The organism is Microbacterium sp. Leaf320 (assembly GCF_001423485.1).
Lineage (GTDB): Bacteria > Actinomycetota > Actinomycetes > Actinomycetales > Microbacteriaceae > Microbacterium.
In genome coordinates, this window is the sequence record NZ_LMOD01000004.1 from 117,952 (window position 1) to 137,632 (window position 19,681).

18 protein-coding genes and 1 tRNA gene are annotated in these 19,681 nt (G+C 68.6%); 15 read left to right on the top strand and 4 right to left on the bottom strand.

The window, feature by feature from the left end; all coding sequences use genetic code 11:
• Nucleotides 1–2 precede the first annotated feature (2 nt).
• Genes folB through ASF63_RS14200 form a run of 6 tightly spaced genes read left to right on the top strand, consistent with a single transcriptional unit; the run spans nucleotide 3 to nucleotide 4,714 of the window.
• Nucleotides 3–395 (top strand): dihydroneopterin aldolase, encoded by a 393-nt coding sequence (folB, locus tag ASF63_RS14175; RefSeq protein ID WP_056515324.1) that lies wholly within the window; start codon nucleotides 3–5, stop codon nucleotides 393–395.
• Entirely contained in the window at nucleotides 392–928 is a 537-nt protein-coding gene (gene folK, locus ASF63_RS14180; RefSeq protein ID WP_056515328.1) for a 2-amino-4-hydroxy-6-hydroxymethyldihydropteridine diphosphokinase, read from the top strand. The genes folB and folK overlap by 4 nt, the downstream gene beginning before the upstream one ends.
• Nucleotides 928–1,425 carry a DUF3180 domain-containing protein gene (locus ASF63_RS14185; RefSeq protein ID WP_056515330.1) on the top strand — a complete coding sequence of 166 codons (498 nt, stop codon included), beginning with the start codon at nucleotides 928–930 and terminating at the stop codon, nucleotides 1,423–1,425. Before folK ends, ASF63_RS14185 begins: the two co-directional genes overlap by 1 nt.
• A complete protein-coding gene (locus ASF63_RS14190) occupies nucleotides 1,361–1,957 on the top strand; it encodes a PH domain-containing protein (protein WP_056515335.1) in 597 nt (198 codons plus the stop codon). The genes ASF63_RS14185 and ASF63_RS14190 overlap by 65 nt, the downstream gene beginning before the upstream one ends.
• Nucleotides 1,954–4,017, top strand: a complete 2,064-nt coding sequence (locus tag ASF63_RS14195) for a PH domain-containing protein (RefSeq protein WP_056515339.1) — start codon at nucleotides 1,954–1,956, stop codon at nucleotides 4,015–4,017. Before ASF63_RS14190 ends, ASF63_RS14195 begins: the two co-directional genes overlap by 4 nt.
• A complete protein-coding gene (locus tag ASF63_RS14200) occupies nucleotides 4,010–4,714 on the top strand; it encodes a DUF2520 domain-containing protein (RefSeq protein WP_056515342.1) in 705 nt (234 codons plus the stop codon). The genes ASF63_RS14195 and ASF63_RS14200 overlap by 8 nt, the downstream gene beginning before the upstream one ends.
• 69 nt (nucleotides 4,715–4,783) lie before the next feature.
• On the opposite strand, the gene ASF63_RS14205 is transcribed toward ASF63_RS14200, so the two are convergent.
• Nucleotides 4,784–6,607, bottom strand: coding sequence for a DUF2207 domain-containing protein (locus tag ASF63_RS14205; protein WP_056515345.1), 1,824 nt, complete (start codon nucleotides 6,605–6,607; stop codon nucleotides 4,784–4,786).
• 81 nt (nucleotides 6,608–6,688) lie between these two features.
• Here ASF63_RS14205 and lysS point away from each other — a divergent pair, with 81 nt between their 5' ends.
• Entirely contained in the window at nucleotides 6,689–8,215 is a 1,527-nt protein-coding gene (gene lysS / locus ASF63_RS14210; RefSeq protein ID WP_056515349.1) for a lysine--tRNA ligase, read from the top strand.
• Here lysS and ASF63_RS14215 read toward each other — a convergent pair.
• Nucleotides 8,208–9,326, bottom strand: a complete 1,119-nt coding sequence (locus ASF63_RS14215; RefSeq protein ID WP_056515351.1) for a DUF4192 family protein — start codon at nucleotides 9,324–9,326, stop codon at nucleotides 8,208–8,210. The two genes, lysS and ASF63_RS14215, sit on opposite strands and share 8 nt — an antisense overlap.
• A 114-nt stretch (nucleotides 9,327–9,440) precedes the next feature.
• On the opposite strand from ASF63_RS14215, the gene ASF63_RS19365 reads away from it, so the two are divergent.
• From ASF63_RS19365 to ASF63_RS14225, 3 genes are all read left to right on the top strand, one after another.
• A complete protein-coding gene (locus tag ASF63_RS19365) occupies nucleotides 9,441–9,614 on the top strand; it encodes a hypothetical protein (RefSeq protein ID WP_164481682.1) in 174 nt (57 codons plus the stop codon).
• 97 nt (nucleotides 9,615–9,711) lie between these two features.
• A complete protein-coding gene (gene cls, locus ASF63_RS14220) occupies nucleotides 9,712–11,172 on the top strand; it encodes a cardiolipin synthase (RefSeq protein WP_056515354.1) in 1,461 nt (486 codons plus the stop codon).
• Nucleotides 11,173–11,231: 59 nt separating this feature from the next.
• Complete coding sequence (locus tag ASF63_RS14225; protein WP_056515357.1) at nucleotides 11,232–11,957, top strand: hypothetical protein; 726 nt, start codon at nucleotides 11,232–11,234, stop codon at nucleotides 11,955–11,957.
• A 33-nt stretch (nucleotides 11,958–11,990) separates the two neighbouring features.
• Here the strand turns inward: ASF63_RS14225 and ASF63_RS14230 are convergent, their stop codons facing one another.
• Nucleotides 11,991–12,989, bottom strand: a complete 999-nt coding sequence (locus tag ASF63_RS14230; RefSeq protein ID WP_056515360.1) for a diacylglycerol/lipid kinase family protein — start codon at nucleotides 12,987–12,989, stop codon at nucleotides 11,991–11,993.
• A 75-nt stretch (nucleotides 12,990–13,064) separates the two neighbouring features.
• On the opposite strand from ASF63_RS14230, the gene serS reads away from it, so the two are divergent.
• The 4 genes from serS (at nucleotide 13,065) to ASF63_RS14250 (ending at nucleotide 16,591) form a co-directional block, all read left to right on the top strand.
• Nucleotides 13,065–14,348, top strand: a complete 1,284-nt coding sequence (gene serS, locus ASF63_RS14235; protein ID WP_056515363.1) for a serine--tRNA ligase — start codon at nucleotides 13,065–13,067, stop codon at nucleotides 14,346–14,348.
• The gene (locus tag ASF63_RS14240) at nucleotides 14,345–15,166 is read left to right on the top strand and encodes an HAD family hydrolase (protein WP_056515366.1); all 822 of its coding nucleotides are present in this window, start codon (nucleotides 14,345–14,347) and stop codon (nucleotides 15,164–15,166) included. The genes serS and ASF63_RS14240 overlap by 4 nt, the downstream gene beginning before the upstream one ends.
• 42 nt (nucleotides 15,167–15,208) lie before the next feature.
• Nucleotides 15,209–15,293: transfer RNA gene (locus ASF63_RS14245), tRNA-Ser, on the top strand.
• A gap of 53 nt (nucleotides 15,294–15,346) precedes the next feature.
• Nucleotides 15,347–16,591 carry an LCP family protein gene (locus ASF63_RS14250; protein WP_056515369.1) on the top strand — a complete coding sequence of 415 codons (1,245 nt, stop codon included), beginning with the start codon at nucleotides 15,347–15,349 and terminating at the stop codon, nucleotides 16,589–16,591.
• A 60-nt stretch (nucleotides 16,592–16,651) separates the two neighbouring features.
• On the opposite strand, the gene ASF63_RS14255 is transcribed toward ASF63_RS14250, so the two are convergent.
• The gene (locus tag ASF63_RS14255) at nucleotides 16,652–17,266 is read right to left on the bottom strand and encodes a TetR/AcrR family transcriptional regulator (RefSeq protein WP_056515372.1); all 615 of its coding nucleotides are present in this window, start codon (nucleotides 17,264–17,266) and stop codon (nucleotides 16,652–16,654) included.
• A 93-nt stretch (nucleotides 17,267–17,359) separates the two neighbouring features.
• Here ASF63_RS14255 and ASF63_RS14260 point away from each other — a divergent pair, with 93 nt between their 5' ends.
• Nucleotides 17,360–19,648: a glycoside hydrolase family 3 C-terminal domain-containing protein gene (locus ASF63_RS14260; RefSeq protein ID WP_056515375.1), complete on the top strand. Its 2,289-nt coding sequence runs from the start codon at nucleotides 17,360–17,362 to the stop codon at nucleotides 19,646–19,648.
• The last annotated feature ends 33 nt before the right edge of the window (nucleotides 19,649–19,681 follow it).

A 19,681-nucleotide genomic window follows, 5' to 3' on the forward strand; every position in this document is an offset into this window, starting at 1 on the left:
CCATGGATTTCATCGATGAGATCGTCCTGACCGGACTCACCGTGTTCGGCCGACACGGCGTCTACGACCACGAGCGCGAGAACGGTCAGGAATTCACGATCGATCTGCGCCTGATGATGCCGCTGCGTGATGCCGCGGCATCCGACGACGTCGCCGACACCGTGCACTACGGCGAACTCGCCGAGAAGGTGGCCGCCGTGGTCGGGGGAGAGCCCGTCAACCTCATCGAGACATTGGCGGAGCGAATCGCCGACGTCGCGCTGGCATATTCCCGCGTGAACGCCGTCGCGGTCACGGTGCACAAGCCGCACGCCCCGATCGCGCTGACCTTCGGAGACGTCGCAGTGACAGTGCATCGCGCCCAGAAGTACTCCGCCGTAGAGGTGTCGCGATGAGCCGCAACCTGGCGAACCCGCCGAGCATCCCCGGCCCGCGCCCCGGGAGGGACGAGGCAGTGGCCGTCGTCGCCTTCGGGGCGAATCTCGGTGACCGTGAGAGCACGATCCGCGCGGCGTCCGAGCGCATCGCGCGGCTGCCTCTGGTCACCGACGTCCGCCTGTCTCCGCTCTTCGAGACGGTCGCGCTGCGTCTCGACGGCCCCGACCCCGAGGCCCCCGGATACGTCAACGCCGTGGCCCTCGTGACCACGCGACTCGCGCCGTCTATCCTCCTCGGGATGCTGCATGCGATCGAAGACGAGCACGGCCGGGAACGCCACGAGCGCTGGGGCGACCGGACCCTCGACCTGGATCTGATCGCCTACGGCAACGAGTCCTCCGACGACGAGCGCCTGCAGCTGCCGCATCCGCGGGCCTTCGAGCGGCTGTTCGTGCTCGAGCCCTGGCTCGAGCTCGATGCCGATGCCGAGCTGCCGGGCCGCGGCAGGGTCGCTGACCTCGTCACTCGCCTGCGCGCCTCGGAGCAGTGATGAAGCGCACCTCTGTCGGACTGCTCGTCGTCCTCGCACTCCTCGCAGGGGCCGCGGGGTACGTGCTCGACCACATGCTCACGGCCATGGGGCGCACCACGTTCACGCCGTCGCTTCTGCTGCCCGTGCTGCTGCTGCTCATCGCCGCCGCGTCGCTCGGCGTGGCCTGGCCGGTGCGCTCGAGCGTTCGCCAGGGCGTCCGCATCGACCCGTTCCGCGCGACGCGCGCCGTGACTCTCGCCCGGGCATCCAGCCTGGTGGGTGCGATCATGGCGGGGTTCGGAGCGGGCCTCCTGGTGTTCCTTCTGTCGAGGCCAGTCGATCCCCCGGTAGGGTCGACTGTGGCGATGCTGGCCCTGATCGGAAGTGCGATCGTGCTCGTGGTCGCCGCGCTCATCGCCGAACAGTTCTGCATACTTCCGAAGGATCCTGATGACTCAGAACCCAGAGATCGAGCCGGGGATCCCGGCCCCGCTGAACTCGGCGGAGGTCACTGACCTCGCGGCTCTCGACCAGGGCACCTACTCCCAGCTGCGCACCGCGCGCAGTGAAGCGCGGCTCGAGCTCGACGGCAGCTGGCACCAGATCTCGCCGAGATACGTCGTGTCGCAGATCCTGCAGAACCTGATCTTCGTGGCGTTCGTGCTGGCCGCTGCGCTGGTTCTCGCGCTGGTGCTGCACCAGACGTGGGTGTGGATCCCCGCGGGCGTCGTCGTGCTGATCACGCTGATCACGCTGATCATCCTGCCGCGGCAGGCGAAGGCCATCGGCTACATGCTCCGCGCCGACGACATCGTCTTCCGCAAGGGCATCCTCTGGCAGCGCATGATCGCGGTGCCGTACGGGCGCATGCAGCTCGTCGACATCACGCAGGGACCGCTCGACCGCGCCTTCGGGGTCACGCAGCTGAAGATGGTGACGGCGGCCGCGACGACCGGTGTGCAGATCCCCGGGCTGACCCAGGCCGCGTCCGAGGCCCTGCGCGACACGCTCATCGAAGTGGCCGAGACCCGCCGGACGGGCCTGTGAGCGAGCAGCAGTTCCCGCCGCCACCCGCGGCGAACGTCGAGCCGCGGGCTGAGTCGACCACCCTCGCCGACGGCGAGTGGCATCGGATGCATCCGCTCACCCCGCTGTTCAAGGGCGGGCTGGCGCTCATCATCATCGCCGGTATCGCGATCGCGAACCTGCGCGACCGTCTCATCGCCTGGTTCGTCGATCTCTTCGCTCCGGAAGAGGCGCAGTACGACTACACGGGCGGCGACCCCGTCGACTGGGTGCTGGCCAACAACCTGATCCTCGTGGTGCTGCTCGGCGTGCTGGCGCTGGTCATCGTGCTGGTGGGGATCTTCTGGTTCGTCTGGCGCTTCCAGCAGTTCCGGATCACGGGCGACCACGTCGAGGTGCGCAAGGGCATCGTCTTCCGCTCGCACCGTCGCGCGCCACTCGATCGCGTGCAGGGAGTCAACCTCACGCGCCCGTTCCCCGCGCGCATCATCGGACTCGCGAAGCTCGAGGTGGTGGGTGCCGGCACCGACTCGAACGTCGAGCTCGAGTACCTCGCCACGCCTCGCGCCGAGTCCGTGCGCTCCGACATCCTGCGTCTCGCGTCCGGGGCTCGCGCCGCCCGGCAGACGGCAGCGGATGCGGCATCCGGCGGTCGCCCGGCGAATCCTGCCGCAGCCGTTCCCGGCGTGCCCGGATCGGCTCGGGCTCAGCTCGTCGGATCCGTGAACGACGGTGTCAACGGCCTGATCGGCGGCGTCGACCTCGCCGACGTCGAACCCGAGAGCGTGGTCAAGATCCCGGCCGGGCGTCTGATCGGGTCGCAGCTGATCTCGAGCGTGCTGTGGGTCGTCTTCTTCGGCGTGATCTTCGGCATCGCGGTCGGCGGCGTCGCGATCGGCTCGCTGATCGACGGCGACCCGATCGGCGGTTTCCTCGGGCTCGGGATCACCCTCGGCATCGGAATCCCGATGGTCATCGCCGTCGTCGGCATCACCTGGGCGCAGATCTCGAAGTCCCTGCGGTACTCGATCGCGCCGACCCCGGACGGCGTGCGGATCACCTACGGGCTGCTGACGACCGTGACCGAGACGCTGCCCCCGGGCCGCATCTTCGCCGTGGAGGTCACGCAGTCGCTGCTGTGGCGTCCGTTCGGCTGGTGGACCATCAAGATCAACCGCATGAGTGGCAAGAGCGCGGCACAGCAGTCGTCCGGCTCGGCCCAGCAGTTCAACGTCGTGCTGCCCGTCGGTAAACGCGCCGACGTCGAGCGAGTGCTCGCGCTGATCCTGCCGGATGCGCCCGTCGCCGACATCCCGCTCGTCTGGGAGCACGGCATCCTCGGCCCGGTCGAGGGCGACCCGTATCGCACGATGCCTCGTCGGGCGTGGTGGCGGAGGCCGCTGTCATGGAAGCGACACGGCTACGTGCTCACTGACTTCGGGCTGCTGTTGCGAAGGGGAACCGTCTGGCGCAAGCTGGCCGTCTTCCCGCTCGCCCGACTGCAGGGGGTCTCGCTCTCGCAGGGGCCGATCGACCGCGCTCAGCGCGTCTCGGGGGCGCAGGTGCACTCGGTGCAGGGCCTCATCACCGGCTACCTGTCGGGGCTCGAGCGGGATGACGCGCTCTTCCTGCTCGACGGTGTGAGCTCGGCCGCGGCCGCCGCTGCGGCGCGGGACCATACTCACCGCTGGGGCGAGTACGTGACGGACGCCGAGGGAACTCAGGTTCCCGGCGGGTATCCGGGAGCCGGCGCCGAGGCCGAGCCTGGTGTGCTCGGAGCTCCTGCTGTGCCGCCTGCGGGTGCGCCCTCGACGGTGACCCCGCCTCCGCCGTACGTGGGCCCGGGTGCGCCGACTGCGGCTCCGGCCGCGCCTCCCGTCGCGCCGCCAGCTCCGCCGGCGACGTCTCCTGCTCCGCCGGTGACTCCGCCTCCGCCGTATGTTCCGCCGGGTGCCGCGCCGGTAGCTCCTGCTGCGCCGGTCGCGCCGCCTGCTCCGCCGGTGGCTCCGCCTGCTCCGCCGGTGGCTCCTCCTGCTCCGCCGGTGGCTCCGCCCGTGTCTCCGGCGCCGAACGGTGAGTGATCCTTCGCGCCGCGACGGGCGCCTCGGAGTCGGCATCGTCGGCGCGGGGCGCGTCGGCCCGGTCATCGGTGCGGCGCTCGCCGGCGCGGGTCACGCGATCACGGGAATCACGAGCGGCTCGGACGACGATCGTGCGTCGGCCGTGCTGCCCGACGTGCCCATCCTCGACGCACTCGAGGTCGTGCGGCGCAGTGAGCTCGTCGTCATCGCCGTTCCACACGACCAGCTGCCGGATCTCATAGCGGGCATCGCCGAGGTGGGCGGCTGGCAGCTCGGACAGCTCGTGCTGCACACCGACCCCGGCTACGGCATCGACGTCCTGCGACCGGCCGCCGAGAGCGGTGCGATCCCGCTCGCCGTGCACCCGGCCATCACCTTCACGGGCACGACGATCGACCTGCGCCAGCTGCAGGCGAGCTACGCAGCGGTGACGGCGCCGGCTGCGGTGCTGCCCATCGCCCAGGCGCTGGCGGTGGAGATCGGATGCGAGCCCGTGGTCATCGCGGAAGCCGATCGGGCGGCATACGCTGACGTGATTCAGGCGGCGACCGAGTTCTCACGGTCGATCATCGTGCAGTCGACCACGCGTCTCGGCGAGATCGGCATCGAGAACCCCGGCGGGTATCTGTCGGCGCTCGTGCAGTCGACCGTCGAGCGGGCGCTGCGGGATGCGTCCGGTCCCTCGCCCCTGCTCTGAGGTCAGCGGCCGCCTGCGGTCAGAGGCTACCGAGGTCAATGGCGCACCGAGGTCAGAAGCCCACCGAGGTCAGCGGCCGCCCGAGAAGCCGCCTCCGCCGCCTCCGCCTGAGAAGCCGCCTCCGAACGACCCGCCGGAGCTCGACGAGGTGCCCGCGCTCGGGGCCGAGTAGCTCGCGGCCGCGTTCGACGAGGCGGCGAATGCGACCAGCTGGCCACTCACGAAGGGAGCGCCGGGATCGCCGATCCACGCGGCCCCGCGATGTTCCGCGGTGTAGGCGCTCTCGAGCACCCGACCCCACTCGTCCTCCATGCCGAACAGCATCGCGTAGGGGAGGAGGCGTTCGTAGACGACGATCACGTTCGCGCTGCCGTCCTGACGACGTTCGGCGCCCGAGTACGACTGGAGCATCTGCAGTCGGTCTGCCTCGGCCACCCGGATGAACTCCTTCACCCCCATGAGGTACTCGTATTCTCGGGCTCCCTCGGCGGTCAGCACTGTGTGCTTCGAGAAGCTGTAGAGCGAGGACAGCAGCACGAGGAACAGGCCGAATGCGATGGCGATGAACGCGGGCAACGCCGTGACCCTGCCCGCGATGATGCCCCACAGGCCGAGACCGAAGCCGACGACAGCGACGGCGATCGCACACCACTGCAGGATCATCGCGCCGCGGCTGCGCGCCTTCGTCACCAGACCCCGCGACGCCGCCGTGTCGGCGCCGCTCTTCGCCAGGGCCGTCATGCGTGCGGCGAAGTCCTCGCTCGAACCGGGGAGCTCGGCGACACCATCGGCGTCGGCATCCGTGAACAGGGCATCGAGCGCCTCGACGTCGAGCTGGTCGGGGATGCGGCCTCCGGGGAGGCGTCGGAGCCGAGGGGCCTCGGTCTCGGTGCCTTCCTCGATGCGCAAGGTGCCGCGCACGGCGAGATGGACGATCTCGGCGGGGATCGCATCCTTCGCCCCGGGCACGATCACTGCGGCGAGCAACGGCGGCATCGAATCCGGAACGTCGTACTGGGCCACGATGATGCCGCCGGATGTACGGCGGGACCGTCTGAACGACGAGACGGCGAACCAGCCGCCGACCGAGAGCCCGAGTCCGCCGAGTGCGGCGATCGCGGGCACCGTGTCGGTCACGGGATCGGGCTGGCGGGCCGCCGGCTGTGCGACGGTGCCCGAATCGAACCCGACTGCGACGGTGACGCCTTCACCCGCGGACAGTTCGTTCGCCTCGACGTGGAACTCCGAGCCGTCCGAGGACGTGGTGAGAGGACATTCGCTCGTCGAGCCCGCGACGCCGACGTAGCAGCGCGCGCCTCCGGTCATGCTGGCGGTCATCTCGTCGTCGAACACCACATCGGCACGGAACTCCTCGATGGGCTGGGTGCTGTCGAGGGGAAGGAGGTCCCAGTAGAACTCGTCGACGCCTGTGTCGGCCGCCAGCACGACGTCGCGCATCTCGTATTCGATCACGTAGGTCGTGAGCCCCTGCACGTAGTCGTCGTCGCCGGTGAGGACGTAGAGAACCCCGTCTTCCTCATCGGTCTCGTAGGGCACTTCTGCGCCGGTCTCGTCGGTCACCGACAGCACTTCGAGCTCGAGCCAGGCGTTCTCGTAGCTCGTCGGCAGTCCGCGGACGATGCCCTTGTTCTGGTCGGAGTCCGGGAATCTCGCCGTCAGTGACTCGGTCACGTGCATGCGCGAGCGGCCCTCGTCGTCGAGGCTCACCTCGAACCGCGCGTCCCATGAGGCATAGGAGAAGTCATCGACGTCGGCGTCGGCGTTGGCGCTGGTGTTGGCGCTCGCCGCGGTCGCGGAGGCGGCCGGCGCCAGCAGGGCAGTGGCGGCGAGACCGACCGTGACGAGAGCGGGGGCGAGGGCGATGGCTGCCATGCTTCGAGGCTACCCAGACTCGACCGCGGGGTGAGGGACGCGACCTCGGTAAACTGGAGACGACTTTCAAGGAGCCCCCGAATGACTGACGCGTCTGCCGCGCCCGAGACGGCCACCGCCGCCACCGAAGAAGACGTCCACGAGCAGAAGGCCGTGCGTCTCGCCAAGCGCGAGCGCCTGGTTGCGAATCGGGCGGATGCCGCGGGCGGGGCCTTCCCCGTCAGCGTTCCGGTGACGCACCAGATCCCGGCTCTGCGCGCGGAGTACGACGATCTCGAGGCAGGCGCCGAGACCGGTGTCGTCGTCGGCGTCGCCGGCCGCGTCGTGTTCAGCCGCAACACGGGCAAGCTCTGCTTCGCCACGCTGCAGGCGGGCGACGGATCGCGTATCCAGGCGATGATCTCGCTCGCCAACGTCGGAGAGGAGTCGCTCGCCGACTGGAAGGAGTACGTCGACCTGGGCGATCACGTGTTCGTGCACGGCGAGGTCATCTCCAGCCGTCGTGGCGAGCTGTCGATCATGGCCGACGGATGGACGATCGCCTCGAAGGCGATCCTGCCTCTCCCGAACGCCTACTCGGAGCTCAGCGAGGAAGGCCGCGTCCGCAGCCGCTACCTCGACCTCATCGTCCGCGAGCAGGCGCGCACCACCGTCCGTGCCCGTGCCGCGGTAAACGCCAGCCTGCGCGCGACGTTCGGCAGCCATGACTACCTCGAGGTCGAGACGCCGATGCTGCAGGTGCAGCACGGAGGAGCGTCGGCGCGTCCGTTCGTGACGCACTCCAACGCGTTCGACACCGAGCTGTACCTGCGCATCGCTCCGGAGCTCTACCTGAAGCGCGCGGTGGTCGGCGGCATCGAGCGGGTCTACGAGATCAACCGCAACTTCCGTAACGAGGGCGCCGACTCGACCCACAGCCCCGAGTTCGCGATGCTCGAGGCCTACCAGGCTTACGGCGACTACAACCAGATGGCCGCTCTGACGCAGGAGCTCGTGCAGCAGGCGGCGATCGCGGTGTCCGGTTCGACCACCGTGACGTGGGCCGACGGCACCGAATACGACCTCGGCGGCGAGTGGGATCGCATCTCGATGTACGAGTCGCTGTCGGCGGCGTCCGGTCGCACGATCACACCGAGCGATCCGGTCGAGGACCTCATCGCCTTCGCCGAGGCCAACGGTGTGGATCTCCCTGCCCAGGCGACGCACGGCAAGCTCGTCGAGGAACTGTGGGAGCACTTCGTGAAGGGCGACCTCGTGCGCCCCACCTTCGTGATGGACTTCCCCGTCGACACGTCCCCCCTGGTGCGCGAGCACCGTTCGGTCGCCGGTGTGGTCGAGAAGTGGGACCTGTACATCCGCGGCTTCGAGCTGGCGACCGGATACTCCGAGCTCGTCGACCCGGTCATCCAGCGCGAGCGGTTCGTCGAGCAGGCGAAGCTCGCCGCGCGCGGCGACGTCGAGGCGATGCCGGTCGATGAGGAGTTCCTGCGGGCTCTCGAGCACGGCATGCCGCCGTCCGGGGGTATGGGCATGGGCATCGATCGCCTGCTGATGGCGATCACCGGGCTCGGCATCCGCGAGACCATCCTGTTCCCGCTCGTCAAGTAACCGGCGTCGCGCCGCGTCGGAACGCCCACTCCGGCAACATCGCTGCGCTGATCATCGTCTCGAGCAGAGCAGCGAGGCCGTACTCGGGGTCGATCTCGCGCACGAGGTCGAGGTAGTGCGCCGCATGGCTCGCTCGGCCGAGCGCCCAGGAGAGCCACGCGGCTGCGGTGAGTGGACCGAGCCGAGACGTGCGGGGTGCGCGGGCGGCAGCGGCGCGCACCAGGGTGAGCGCACCTCGGAGTCGTTCGGGGTCGGGCGTGGGGCCCCGGCCGAGGAAGACGTCACCGAGGTCATCGGGCACGGTCGACCTCGTGTCGGCGAACGCGAGCTGCGCCTCGAGCGTGCGCGCGCCGCCCAGAGCATCGGTGGCCCACTGCGTCAGCGCCACATCGCGGAAGAGCGGGCGTTCGAGGCACCAGAGCAGTGCGGCCGTCGCGAACGGCGGGAGGTCTTCGGGCGAGGCGAGCACCGCCTCGAAGAACGCAGGGAGGTCCTCGAGAAGGACCAGGGCCGCGAGCGCCTGGGGGTTCTCGACCCCCGAAAGATCGCCCGATCTGCTGCGCTCGAGGAGGTCGGTGACGTCGCGCAGAGCTCTCGCCACGCGTTCCTTCGTGGCGAGATCGACGCTCGGAAGTGTGGCACCCGCCAGCTGATCGCCCGACACGTCTCCGATGCCCGGCACCTCGGGAGCCGCATGTTCGATCGAGTGGAGTTCGGGCTCGCCGTCGAGGTAGCTCGACCAGCCGTCGGTCGTGACGCAGAGCGCGTCGACGATGCGGAGGCCCGCGTCCTCCGCGCGCCCCAGCACCTCGTCGACCTCGACGGCGAAAGGCAGGACGAGCCCGTCGCGCGTCGAGTGCACCTCGTCGCCGGTGTAGACGACCACGGCGACGGCATCCGTCCTGTCGACCCGAGATACGAGCCCGATCGCCGCATCCGCGTAGTCCCGGAGATCGACGTCGTCTCGGGGGAGGTCGAGGCGCATGGCACCGCAGGTGCGTGAGCCGTGGAAGGGCAGCAGGACGAGGCTCTCCGTGGGGGTGAAGCCTGCGAGGGACGGGACGATGCTGAGGAACTCAGCGGAGCCGGAGGCTCGGAGCACTGTTGTCATGCTGCGAGTGTCATCGCGCAGCCGCCGCCGCGGGGCGACTCCACAGCCGCAACCCCCCCCTTGTCCCGCGGGCTCTCGAATGTGGAGGAGCAGTGGGTCGCGTACCATGGAGACATGGAGAACTTCTGGCTCGCAGCCGCATGGTCGATCATCCCGACCATCGGAGTGAGTGTCGTGTTCTTCTTCGTGCTCCGAGGCATCCTGCGCTTCGATCGCACCGAGCGCAAGGTGCATGCGCGCATCGAGGCAGAGGAGCGCGCCGCGCGCGGTCTGCCGCCGCGTTCCTGAGCGCCGTCCGACCCATCGGCTACTGTGTAGCCAGCGCACCTCCCAGGTGCCCACTGAGGCGCACCGTCGAAGTGCCGACCGGCCGAGAGGACGAGGGATGACGCCCGAGACCTGGGCCTGGTGGATCACGGCGTTCCTGCTCGCCCTCGACCTGGCGATCCGCATCACGGCGATCATCATCATCCCGCGCAACCGGCGCCCCACCGCGGCGATGGCCTGGCTGCTCGCGGTGTTCTTCATCCCGTTCGTGGGCGTGTTCCTCTTCCTGCTCATCGGAAACCCGCGCCTGCCGCGTGCGCGTCGGCGCAAGCAGGACCAGATCAACGAGTACATCGCCGAGACGAGCGAGCACCTGCACTTCGGCACCCTTCGACCGAACGCTCCGAGCTGGTTCCCCCCGCTCGTCGAGATGAATCATCGGCTCGGCGCCCTGCCCATCTCCGGCGACAACGGAGCGCACCTGATCTCCGGATATCAGGACTCGCTCGATGCGATGGCCGACGAGATCCGCAAGGCCGAGGACTACGTCCACGTCGAGTTCTACATCCTGCAGTCCGACGCATCGACCGACAACTTCTTCCGCGCGATGGAAGAGGTCGCGGCGCGCGGCGTGCACGTCCGGGTGCTCCTCGACCACTGGGCGAACCGGTGGAAGCCGAAGTACCGGCAGACGATCGCTCGACTGAACCGCATGGGCGCGAACTGGCATCTGATGCTCCCGGTGCAGCCGCTCAAGGGCCGCATGCAGCGACCCGACCTGCGCAACCACCGCAAGCTCGTCGTCGTCGACGGCAAGGTCGCATTCCTCGGTTCGCAGAACGTCACCGACTCGACCTACAACCTCCCGAAGAACATCAAGCGCGGCCTGCACTGGGTCGACCTCATGGTGCGCATCGACGGCCCCGTCGTCCTCAGCGTCAACGCGATCTTCCTCAGCGACTGGTACAGCGAGACCGACGAGGTGCTGCAGGAGATCGACATCTCGCACGCCGAAGCAGGTTCGGGAGACCTCGACTGCCAGGTCGTGCCGTCGGGGCCCGGGTTCGAGGTCGAGAACAACCTGCGTCTCTTCCTCGGGCTGCTGTACGCGGCCAAGGACAAGATCATGATCGTCAGCCCGTACTTCGTCCCCGACGAGGCGCTGCTGCTGGCGGTGACCGCCGCGGTCGACCGTGGCGTCGTCGTCGAGCTGTTCGTCTCGGAAGAGGGTGACCAGGCCATGGTCTACCACGCGCAGCGCAGCTACTACGAGGTCCTGCTGAAGGCCGGTGTCCGCATCTGGATGTATCGCAAGCCCTACATCCTGCACACCAAGAGCCTCACGATCGACGATCAGGTCGCCGTGATCGGGTCGAGCAACATGGACATGCGATCGTTCGGTCTCAACCTCGAGGTGTCGATGCTCGTGCGCGGCGAGGAATTCGTGACCGAGATGCGCGAGGTCGAAGACCACTACCGATCGCTCAGCCGCGAGCTCACCCTGGAGGAATGGATGCAGCAGCCGCTGCGCTCGACCGTCCTCGACAATCTCGCGCGACTCACGTCTGCGCTGCAGTAACGCGTCGGTCGCCCGGGCTGGGGTGCCCGCCGATCGCGTCGGCCGGTACCCTGTTGTCCATGGCCACCCCCACACGCCTCATCGCCGCTCTCTCCGCCCTCGCAGCCGTCGCTCTGATCGCCGGATGCACGTCGACTCCCGGTGCGGACGCGCCCACCAACGCGCCGTCGACCTCGCCCTCGGCGGGAAGCGACGACGACTTCGATGACGTCGAGGGCGCGCTGCTCGACGACGGCCGGATGTTCGCTGTCGTGACCTGGGGATCGTCCACCTGCGTCCCGCAGGTGGACCAGGTGTCGGCGGACGGCCAGACCGTGTCGGTCGAACTCGTCGACGCCGACGCCGACGCCGCGTGCACGGCGGACATGGTGCAGCGCGCGAGCGTCGGAGCGCTTCCCGAGGGCGTCGACCCGACGAAGGAGATCACGCTGCAGGTGACGTACGGCGATGTGTCCGACGATGTCGACCTCGACGGAGACCCGTCCCTGTCCGGCACGCCGGGGACGTCGACCGAGTACACGCCGAGCGCGGGGTGGATCGGTGACGGCTCGCTCGTGCTGCTCACGTGGGGCTCCTCGAGCTGCGCCCCGGTCGTGGAGGGTGTGGAGGGCGCGGGCGCGACGGGAACCGCCACCTTCGTGACCGATGACACCCAGGTGTGCACCATGGATATGGCACCACGCGCGACCATCATCGCCTTCGGCGATGATGCCGTGGACGACGACGCCTTCACCCTCACGCTCGTGGGCGGCGGGCTCGACGGCACGGTCGAGGTCCGCGGCTGAGCTGAGGACGCACCAGGCGTGGCGGGCTGAGGGTCAGAGCCCCGAGACCGGATGATCGGCGGGGAGAGCCAGCAGCAGGGCTCCGGGATCCACCCGGCAGGTGATGCGCACGGCGGTGCCGAACTCGTCACCGTCGAGTTCGATCGGGGTGGGTGCGCTCGCGGCCGCTTCAGCGACGTTCCCGCGGAAATAGTGCACCGATGCATCCCGGCCCCGGCGTTCCAGCACGCGGCGACCTGCGCGGGAGCGCCGGAGCACCGAGTTGTCCCACCAGATCTTGCGCCACACGCCGAGCCACCCCAGCATCCCCGTCGGCTGGATCACCGCGACATCGAGGATGGCGTCGGTGATGGATGCGTCGGGGATCAGCGAGATGCCCGCAGGAAGCAGGCCGCAGTTGGCGAAGAGGATGCTGTGCACCTTGGTCGAATGCAGCCGCCCGTCGTCGATCTGGAACACCGCGCGGAACGGCTCGGCCGTCACCAGAGACCTTGCGGCGCCATCGACGTAGGCGATCCACCCGACGGACTTCTTGAGGTCCGATCGCGTGTTCGCGATCATGTCGGCATCCAGCCCGACGCCGGCGAGGACGACGTAGGCGTGCTCCTCGTGCTCGCCGTTCTCTCGGGTGAGCCGCGCCCAGCCGATGTCGATCGCATGGCGGAAGTCGCCCAGAGCTGCGCGGATCATCTCGTCGGGGTTGCCCAGCGGAAGCCCGACGTTGCGCGCCAGCAGATTGCCCGTGCCGCTCGGGAGGATCGCGAGAGGAACTCCGCTGTTCGCGATCGCCTCGGAGACCGCGCGCACGGTGCCATCGCCGCCCGCGACGAGCACGACGTCGACAGCACGTGCGAGCGCCTGAGCCGTCGCCTGCTGGCCCGGGTCCTCGATCGTGGTCGGATAGAACGCCGGATGCTCCCAACCGGCCTCGCGCGAGAGTGCGCGAACCCTGGCACGCAGGTGCTTCTCGTCGACCTTGATCGGGTTGTACACGAGCGCCGCCTGTCGCCTGGCGGGGGCGCTCATCGTCATGGCGCTACTCTAGCCCCGGCATCCGCCCCATCCGTTCGCGGAGGACTCGCCCGGCCCGCACCATAGACTTGGTGGATGATCGACCTCGCACTCCTCCGCGACAACCCGGAGATCGTCCGCCGCTCTCAGGCCGCCCGTGGCAACGACCAGGGCACCGTCGACATCGCACTCGAGGCCGATCGATCGCGTCGCGCAGCCCTCGCCGCTTTCGAAGAGCTGCGCGCCGAGCAGAACGCGTTCGGCAAGCAGGTCGCGAAGGCCCCGAAGGAGGAGAAGGCGGCGCTCGTCGCGCAGGTCAAGGATCTCTCCGAGCGAGTCAAGCAGGCGCAGCAGACCGCGAACGAGGCGTCCGATGCGGCATCCGCCGCGCTCGCCCGCATCGAGAACGTCGTCGTCGACGGCGTGCCGGCCGGTGGCGAGGCCGACTTCGTCGAGCTCCGTCGCGTGGGAGAGGTCCCCGCCTTCGACTTCGAGCCCCGCGACCATCTGGAACTCGGCGAGATCCTGGGTGCCATCGACATGGAACGCGGCGCCAAGGTCTCGGGTGCGCGCTTCTACTTCCTCCGCGGCATCGGCGCGCGTCTCGAGATCGCGCTCATGAACCTCGCGCTCGACAAGGCCCTGCAGAACGGCTTCGTTCCGCTGATCACGCCCACTCTGGTGCGCCCCGAGATCATGCAGGGCACCGGATTCCTCGGCGAGCACGCCGACGAGGTCTACCACCTCGACAAGGATGACGACCTGTACCTCGTCGGCACCAGCGAGGTCGCGCTCGCCGGGTACCACAAGGACGAGATCCTCGACCTCGGCAAGGGCGCGCTGCGCTACGCCGGCTGGTCGACCTGCTACCGCCGCGAGGCGGGCTCGCATGGCAAGGACACCCGCGGCATCATCCGCGTGCACCAGTTCAACAAGCTCGAGATGTTCGTGTACACGAACCCCGAGGATGCCGAGGCGGAGCACCTGCGTCTCGTCGCGCTGCAGGAGGAGATGCTGACTTCGCTCGGCCTCGCCTACCGAGTGATCGACGTGGCTGCCGGCGACCTCGGATCGAGCGCCGCGCGCAAGTACGACATCGAGGCGTGGGTTCCGACTCAGGGCGCCTTCCGCGAGCTGACGTCGACGTCGAACTGCACCACCTACCAGGCCCGACGCCTCGACATCCGTCACCGTCCGGAGGCTCAGGACGGTCAGACGACGAAGACCCAGCCCGTCGCCACGCTCAACGGGACCCTCGCGACGACCCGGTGGATCGTCGCTCTGCTCGAGACCCACCAGCAGGCGGACGGCTCTGTGCGCGTGCCCGAGGTGCTGCGCCCCTACCTGGGCGGCCTCGAAGTGCTGGAGCCTGAAGCGTGACGGCGCCCTGGCTGGTCGGCCTCGACGTCGACGGCACGATCATCCTGCAGGACGAGACGATGAGCCCCGGTGTGCCCGAGGCCGTCGCGCGGCTGCGGGATGCCGGTCACGAGGTGACGATCGCCACAGGGCGCAGCTGGATGGCGACGCGTCGCTACGTCGAACTGCTCGGTCTGACCGCGGAGTTCGTCGTGTGCTCGAACGGCGCCGTGACGATGCGTCGCGTCGGTGACGAGTGGGAGCGGTGGCACATCGAGGTCTTCGACCCCGCGCCGGTTCTCGCGCTGCTGCGCGACCGACTGCCGGATGCGCGGTACATGGTCGAACTCGGATCGGGCCTGCGCCTGTACACCGAGCATCTCGACGACTGGACGCTGGACGGCGGGCGCCAGGTCGGGTTCGAAGAGCTCGTGGCCGAACCTGTCTCGCGCGTCGTGGTGGTCTCTCCTGGGCACGACGAGGACGACTTCCACCGCCTCGTCTCGGATGCCGGGCTCAACGAGGTCTCGTACGCGATCGGCTGGACGGCCTGGCTCGACATCGCCCCGCAGGGCGTCGACAAGGGCACGGCACTGGAACGAGTGCGCACCGAGCTCGGCTTCGAGCGCGGTCAGGTGCTCGTCGCCGGCGACGGCCGCAACGACATCGGGATGTTCGGCTGGGCGCTCGGGCTCGACGGGCGTGCGGTGGCGATGGGGCAGGCTCCCGACGAGGTCAAGGATGCGGCCGGCGAAGTGACCGCGAATGTCGAGGACGGCGGTCTGGCGGCAGCGCTGAACACGCTTCCAGCACCTGCCCAGGTCAGCGCGGGAGAATAGAACTCGGCTAGACTCACGGCTTGTCGGCAGATTCGTCTGTCGGGAGGGTTGTCCGAGCGGCCGATGGAGCTGGTCTTGAAAACCAGTGGGCAGAGATGTCTCGTGGGTTCGAATCCCACACCCTCCGCTTTACAGGGAACGGTGTATCCCCGCACCGCACGCTGAACCGAAAGGCCCCGAGTGAGTCCGAACACCCGACGCCGTCGTACCATCGCGCGACACGGTCAGCTGCGCACTCCCGGACCACTGAACCAGCTTCTGAAGTTCATCGCGATCGGTCTCGCCGTCGTCCTCGTCAGCGGCGCGAGCGTCGCCGCGTACGTGGTCTACGACCTCTCCAGCACCGTCACCGCGAACGCGGTCGAACTCGAGACGAAGACCGAGCTCCCGCCGGACATCGGCGAGTACAAGGAGGGCTTCAACCTCCTGCTCACCGGCGTCGACACCTGCGAAGAGGCATATGCGGCCTACTTCGGCGAACGGTGCAGCGGCTCGGACGCCGAGGGCACCCTGAACGACGTCAACCTGCTCGTGCACGTCTCTCAGGAGCCGCGCCGCATCACCGTCGTCAGCTTCCCCCGCGACCTGATGCTGTCGATCCCCGAGTGCGAGGACGCCGAGGGCAACGTCCACTCCGCGATGAGCAAGCAGCCGCTGAACACGGCATACACCGACGGCGGGCTCAACTGCGTCGCGAAGACCATCACCTTGCTCACCGGCCAGGAGATCCAGTTCGCGGCTTCGGTGACGTTCGGCGGTGTGATCGAGATCACCAATGCGATCGGCGGCGTCGATGTCTGCCTCGCGACCCCGATCAAGGACCGCTACACCGGGCTCGACATGGCCGCGGGCACGCACACCGTGCAGGGCCTCGAGGCCCTGCAGTTCCTGCGCACCCGCCACGGCGTGGGCGATGGCAGCGACCTGGGCCGCATCGGCAACCAGCAGCAGTACATGTCGAGCCTCGTGCGCAAGCTGATCAGCAGTGAGACCCTCGGCAACGTTCCGATGATGCTGAAGCTCGCGAACACCGGGCTCAGCAACGTCGAGGCCAGCACCTCGCTCGCCGATCCGATGAAGATCGTGCAGATCGCCCTGGCCGTGAAGTCCGTGCCGTTCGAGGACATCGTCTTCCTGCAGTACCCGACAGGAACCGACGCGGCCAACCCGAACAAGGTCGTGGCGAACAAGACAGCCGCCCAGGCCATGTGGGACGCGATCAACGCGAACGCGCAGCTGCAGGTCACGCACGAGAACACCGCGAACGACGGCGTCGTCGTGACCGATCCGGCTCCGGCGGCTCCCACGGACGCGGCGGCGACGCCGGATCCTGCGGCGACCCCCGACAACGTGGTTGCTCTGCCCGACTCGATCAAGGGCAACTCGGCTGCCCAGCAGACCTGCTCGAACGGAAACGTCCGCTGATCCGCGAGATCACTCGCTGAGAGCCGCCCCTCCCCGTACCGGGAGAGGCGGCTCTCGCGTTCAGGCCTCGGGTGTCGGCTCCGCCGGCGGCGGCGTCGCCTCTGGGGCCGGCGGGTAGAGCACGTCCATCAGCGCCTCGATGATTCCGGGCATGTCGACGCTCGGGTCGATCATCCACTGCAGCTGGAGTCCGTCGGAGACGGCCTGGATCACTCTGGCCATGGTGTCGGGGTCGAGCGTCGCGCGACGCTCCTCGTCGCGCTCGAACGCGACCGCGATGCTCTCCCGCAGTCTTTCGCTGCGGTCCAGGAAGTAGCTGTGGGCGGGATGCGTGGGGTCGACGGCATCGACCGAGAGGCGGGAGAACAGCTCGACGACCCCGGGGACCTCCGCGTTGCGGCGGATCACGTCGACGAAGGCGGCTTTCGCGTCGGCTGGATCCGACGGCTGCGGACTCATCAGATCGTGCTCATCGCGGGTGCGGAGCACCTCGGTGAACAGTTCCTCTTTGCTCCCGAAGTAGTGCAGGAGCGCTGCGGGGGTGACTCCGACGACGTCGGCGATCTGCTTGAGCGAGGCATTCTGATAGCCCTTGCGCCCGATCACGTCGAGCGCGCTCTCGAGGATCTCTCCGCGTCTGGCGACGCCCTTCGCATATGAACCTCGTCGTGTCATCTCTCGAGAGTAATCCTGAACAACGTTTGAAATCCAATACCTACTCGCATATAGTTTTCGCTAGACACCGCTGTCGCCTGCGAAAGGAAGACCATGACCGAGCCCTCGGCATCCGACCTCACCCTCGAAGAGAAGGCTTCGCTCACGAGTGGAGCGGACTTCTGGACGACCAAGGCCATCGATCGCATCGGCCTTCCGTCGATCATGATGACCGATGGCCCGCACGGCCTCCGCAAGCAGTCGGGTGGCACTGACCACCTCGGCCTCGCCAGCAGCGTGCCCGCAACCTGCTTCCCGCCCGCCGTCGGTATCGGCTCGTCGTTCGATCCTGAGATCATCGAGCGGGTCGGCGCGGCCATCGGCGTCGAAGCCGCGATCGAGGATGTGGCGATCGTGCTCGGCCCCGGCATCAACATCAAGCGCTCGCCCCTGTGCGGACGCAACTTCGAGTACTTCTCAGAAGACCCGATCGTGTCGGGCATCCTCGGGGCGGCATCCGTGCGCGGCGTGCAGTCGCAGGGTGTCGGCACGTCGCTCAAGCACTTCGCTGCCAACAACCAGGAATTCGACCGGATGCGCGCGAGCTCCGACGTCGATCCGCGCCCGCTGCACGAGATCTACCTGCGTGGCTTCGAGCGCGTCGTCAAGGACGCTCAGCCGTGGACGGTTATGTGCTCGTACAACCGTCTCAACGGTGTGTACACCTCCGAGGACCCCTGGCTGCTCACCCAGGTGCTGCGCGACGACTGGGGCTTCGACGGCCTCGTCGTCTCGGACTGGGGCGCGGTGAACGACCGGGTCGCCGGCGTCGCCGCCGGACTCGACCTCGAGATGCCGTCGTCGGGCGGACGCACGGATGCTCAGCTCGTCGCCGCCGTGCGCGCAGGTGATCTCGCCGAGAGTGTGCTCGACACCGCAGCCGCCCGGGCGATCGACCTGGCGCGCAAGGCCGGCGAGCGGCCTGCCGTGTCAGGCCCGTTGGACGTCGATGCCCACCATGCGCTCGCGAGGGAGGCCGCAGGCCGCTCGATCGTGCTGCTGAAGAACGACGGCGATGTGCTTCCGCTCGCAGCGGGTCAGAAGATCGCGGTCATCGGAGCCTTCGCTGCCGAACCGCGCTTCCAGGGCGCCGGCTCGTCTCTGATCAACCCGACCCGGGTCGACAAGGCGCTCGACGAGCTGCGCGCGGTCGGAGGCGACGACGTGTCGTACGCGCCGGGCTTCGCCGTCGAGGGCGGCGCCGTCGCGGCATCCGGGCGCTCCGACGACGACCTGCGCGCCGAGGCGGTGGCCGCAGCATCCGCAGCCGACGTGGCCGTCGTCTTCCTCGGCCTTCCCGCCGCGGAGGAGTCCGAGGGCTTCGACCGCGAGCACATCGACCTCCCTGCCGACCAGCTCGCGGTGCTCGATGCCGTGATCGCGGCGAACCCCGCGACCGTGGTCGTGCTCTCGAACGGCGGCGTCGTGGCGCTGCCGTTCGCAGACCGCGTGCCGGCGATCGTCGAGACCTGGCTGCTCGGTCAGGCTGGCGGCGGTGCTGTCGCCGACGTGCTGTACGGTGCGGTGAACCCGTCGGGCAAACTCACCGAGACCGTCCCGGTGCGCCTCGAGGACAACCCCTCGTTCGGCAATTTCCCCGGGGAGTTCGGCCACGTCCGCTACGGCGAGGGCGTGCTGGTCGGCTACCGCTGGTACGACGCGAAGGGCCTCGACGTCACGTTCCCGTTCGGACACGGACTGTCGTACACGACGTTCTCGTACGGTGAGACCTCGGTGACCGCTGACGCGGATGGCGACATCGTGGTGCGGGTCGACGTCACGAACACCGGAGCCCGCGACGGGCGAGAGATCGTGCAGGTGTACGTCGCTCCGGTCGCGTCGTCGGTGCAGCGCGCACCGCGTGAGCTCAAGGCGTTCTCCTCCGTGGCGCTGGCCGCGGGGGAGACCCGCACGGTCGAGCTCGTGGTCCGCCGGGAGGACCTGGCGTACTGGGACGTCCGCGTCGACCGCTTCATCGTCGAGAGCGGCGAGTACACGGTCGAGGTCGCGGCGTCGAGCCGTGACATCCGCTCGTCGTCGACTGTCTCGGTCGAAGGCGACGTCGTCTCGCTGCCCCTGACCATGAACTCCTCGATCGGCGACGTCGTGGCCCACCCCGTGGCCGGACCGATCGTGATGGGCGCCCTCGGCGGGCTGATGGACGGACTCACCGGAGCCGACTCGTCTGCGGCGTCGATGATGCCGAACGACGAGGCGATGGAGAAGATGATGGCGTCGTTCCCGATCGGACGCCTGATCGGATTCCCCGGTGTCGACGTGACCTACGAGCAGATCGAGCAGCTGCTCGCCGGCGCGAATGCGGGAGTCCTGGCGCAGAGCTGACCTTCGTTCGCCGCATGCCGAGGCGCCCTCTCC

What these genes read in the sequence shown, in the direction of transcription:
- folB (WP_056515324.1), top strand. Translation starts at nt 3, where the DNA reads ATGGATTTCATCGATGAGATCGTCCTGACCGGACTCACCGTGTTCGGC.
- folK (WP_056515328.1), top strand. Translation starts at nt 392, where the DNA reads ATGAGCCGCAACCTGGCGAACCCGCCGAGCATCCCCGGCCCGCGCCCC.
- ASF63_RS14185 (WP_056515330.1), top strand. Translation starts at nt 928, where the DNA reads ATGAAGCGCACCTCTGTCGGACTGCTCGTCGTCCTCGCACTCCTCGCA.
- ASF63_RS14190 (WP_056515335.1), top strand. Translation starts at nt 1,361, where the DNA reads ATGACTCAGAACCCAGAGATCGAGCCGGGGATCCCGGCCCCGCTGAAC.
- ASF63_RS14205 (WP_056515345.1), bottom strand. Translation starts at nt 6,607, where the DNA reads ATGGCAGCCATCGCCCTCGCCCCCGCTCTCGTCACGGTCGGTCTCGCC.
- lysS (WP_056515349.1), top strand. Translation starts at nt 6,689, where the DNA reads ATGACTGACGCGTCTGCCGCGCCCGAGACGGCCACCGCCGCCACCGAA.
- ASF63_RS14215 (WP_056515351.1), bottom strand. Translation starts at nt 9,326, where the DNA reads ATGACAACAGTGCTCCGAGCCTCCGGCTCCGCTGAGTTCCTCAGCATC.
- ASF63_RS19365 (WP_164481682.1), top strand. Translation starts at nt 9,441, where the DNA reads ATGGAGAACTTCTGGCTCGCAGCCGCATGGTCGATCATCCCGACCATC.
- cls (WP_056515354.1), top strand. Translation starts at nt 9,712, where the DNA reads ATGACGCCCGAGACCTGGGCCTGGTGGATCACGGCGTTCCTGCTCGCC.
- ASF63_RS14225 (WP_056515357.1), top strand. Translation starts at nt 11,232, where the DNA reads ATGGCCACCCCCACACGCCTCATCGCCGCTCTCTCCGCCCTCGCAGCC.
- ASF63_RS14230 (WP_056515360.1), bottom strand. Translation starts at nt 12,989, where the DNA reads ATGACGATGAGCGCCCCCGCCAGGCGACAGGCGGCGCTCGTGTACAAC.
- serS (WP_056515363.1), top strand. Translation starts at nt 13,065, where the DNA reads ATGATCGACCTCGCACTCCTCCGCGACAACCCGGAGATCGTCCGCCGC.
- ASF63_RS14255 (WP_056515372.1), bottom strand. Translation starts at nt 17,266, where the DNA reads ATGACACGACGAGGTTCATATGCGAAGGGCGTCGCCAGACGCGGAGAG.
- ASF63_RS14260 (WP_056515375.1), top strand. Translation starts at nt 17,360, where the DNA reads ATGACCGAGCCCTCGGCATCCGACCTCACCCTCGAAGAGAAGGCTTCG.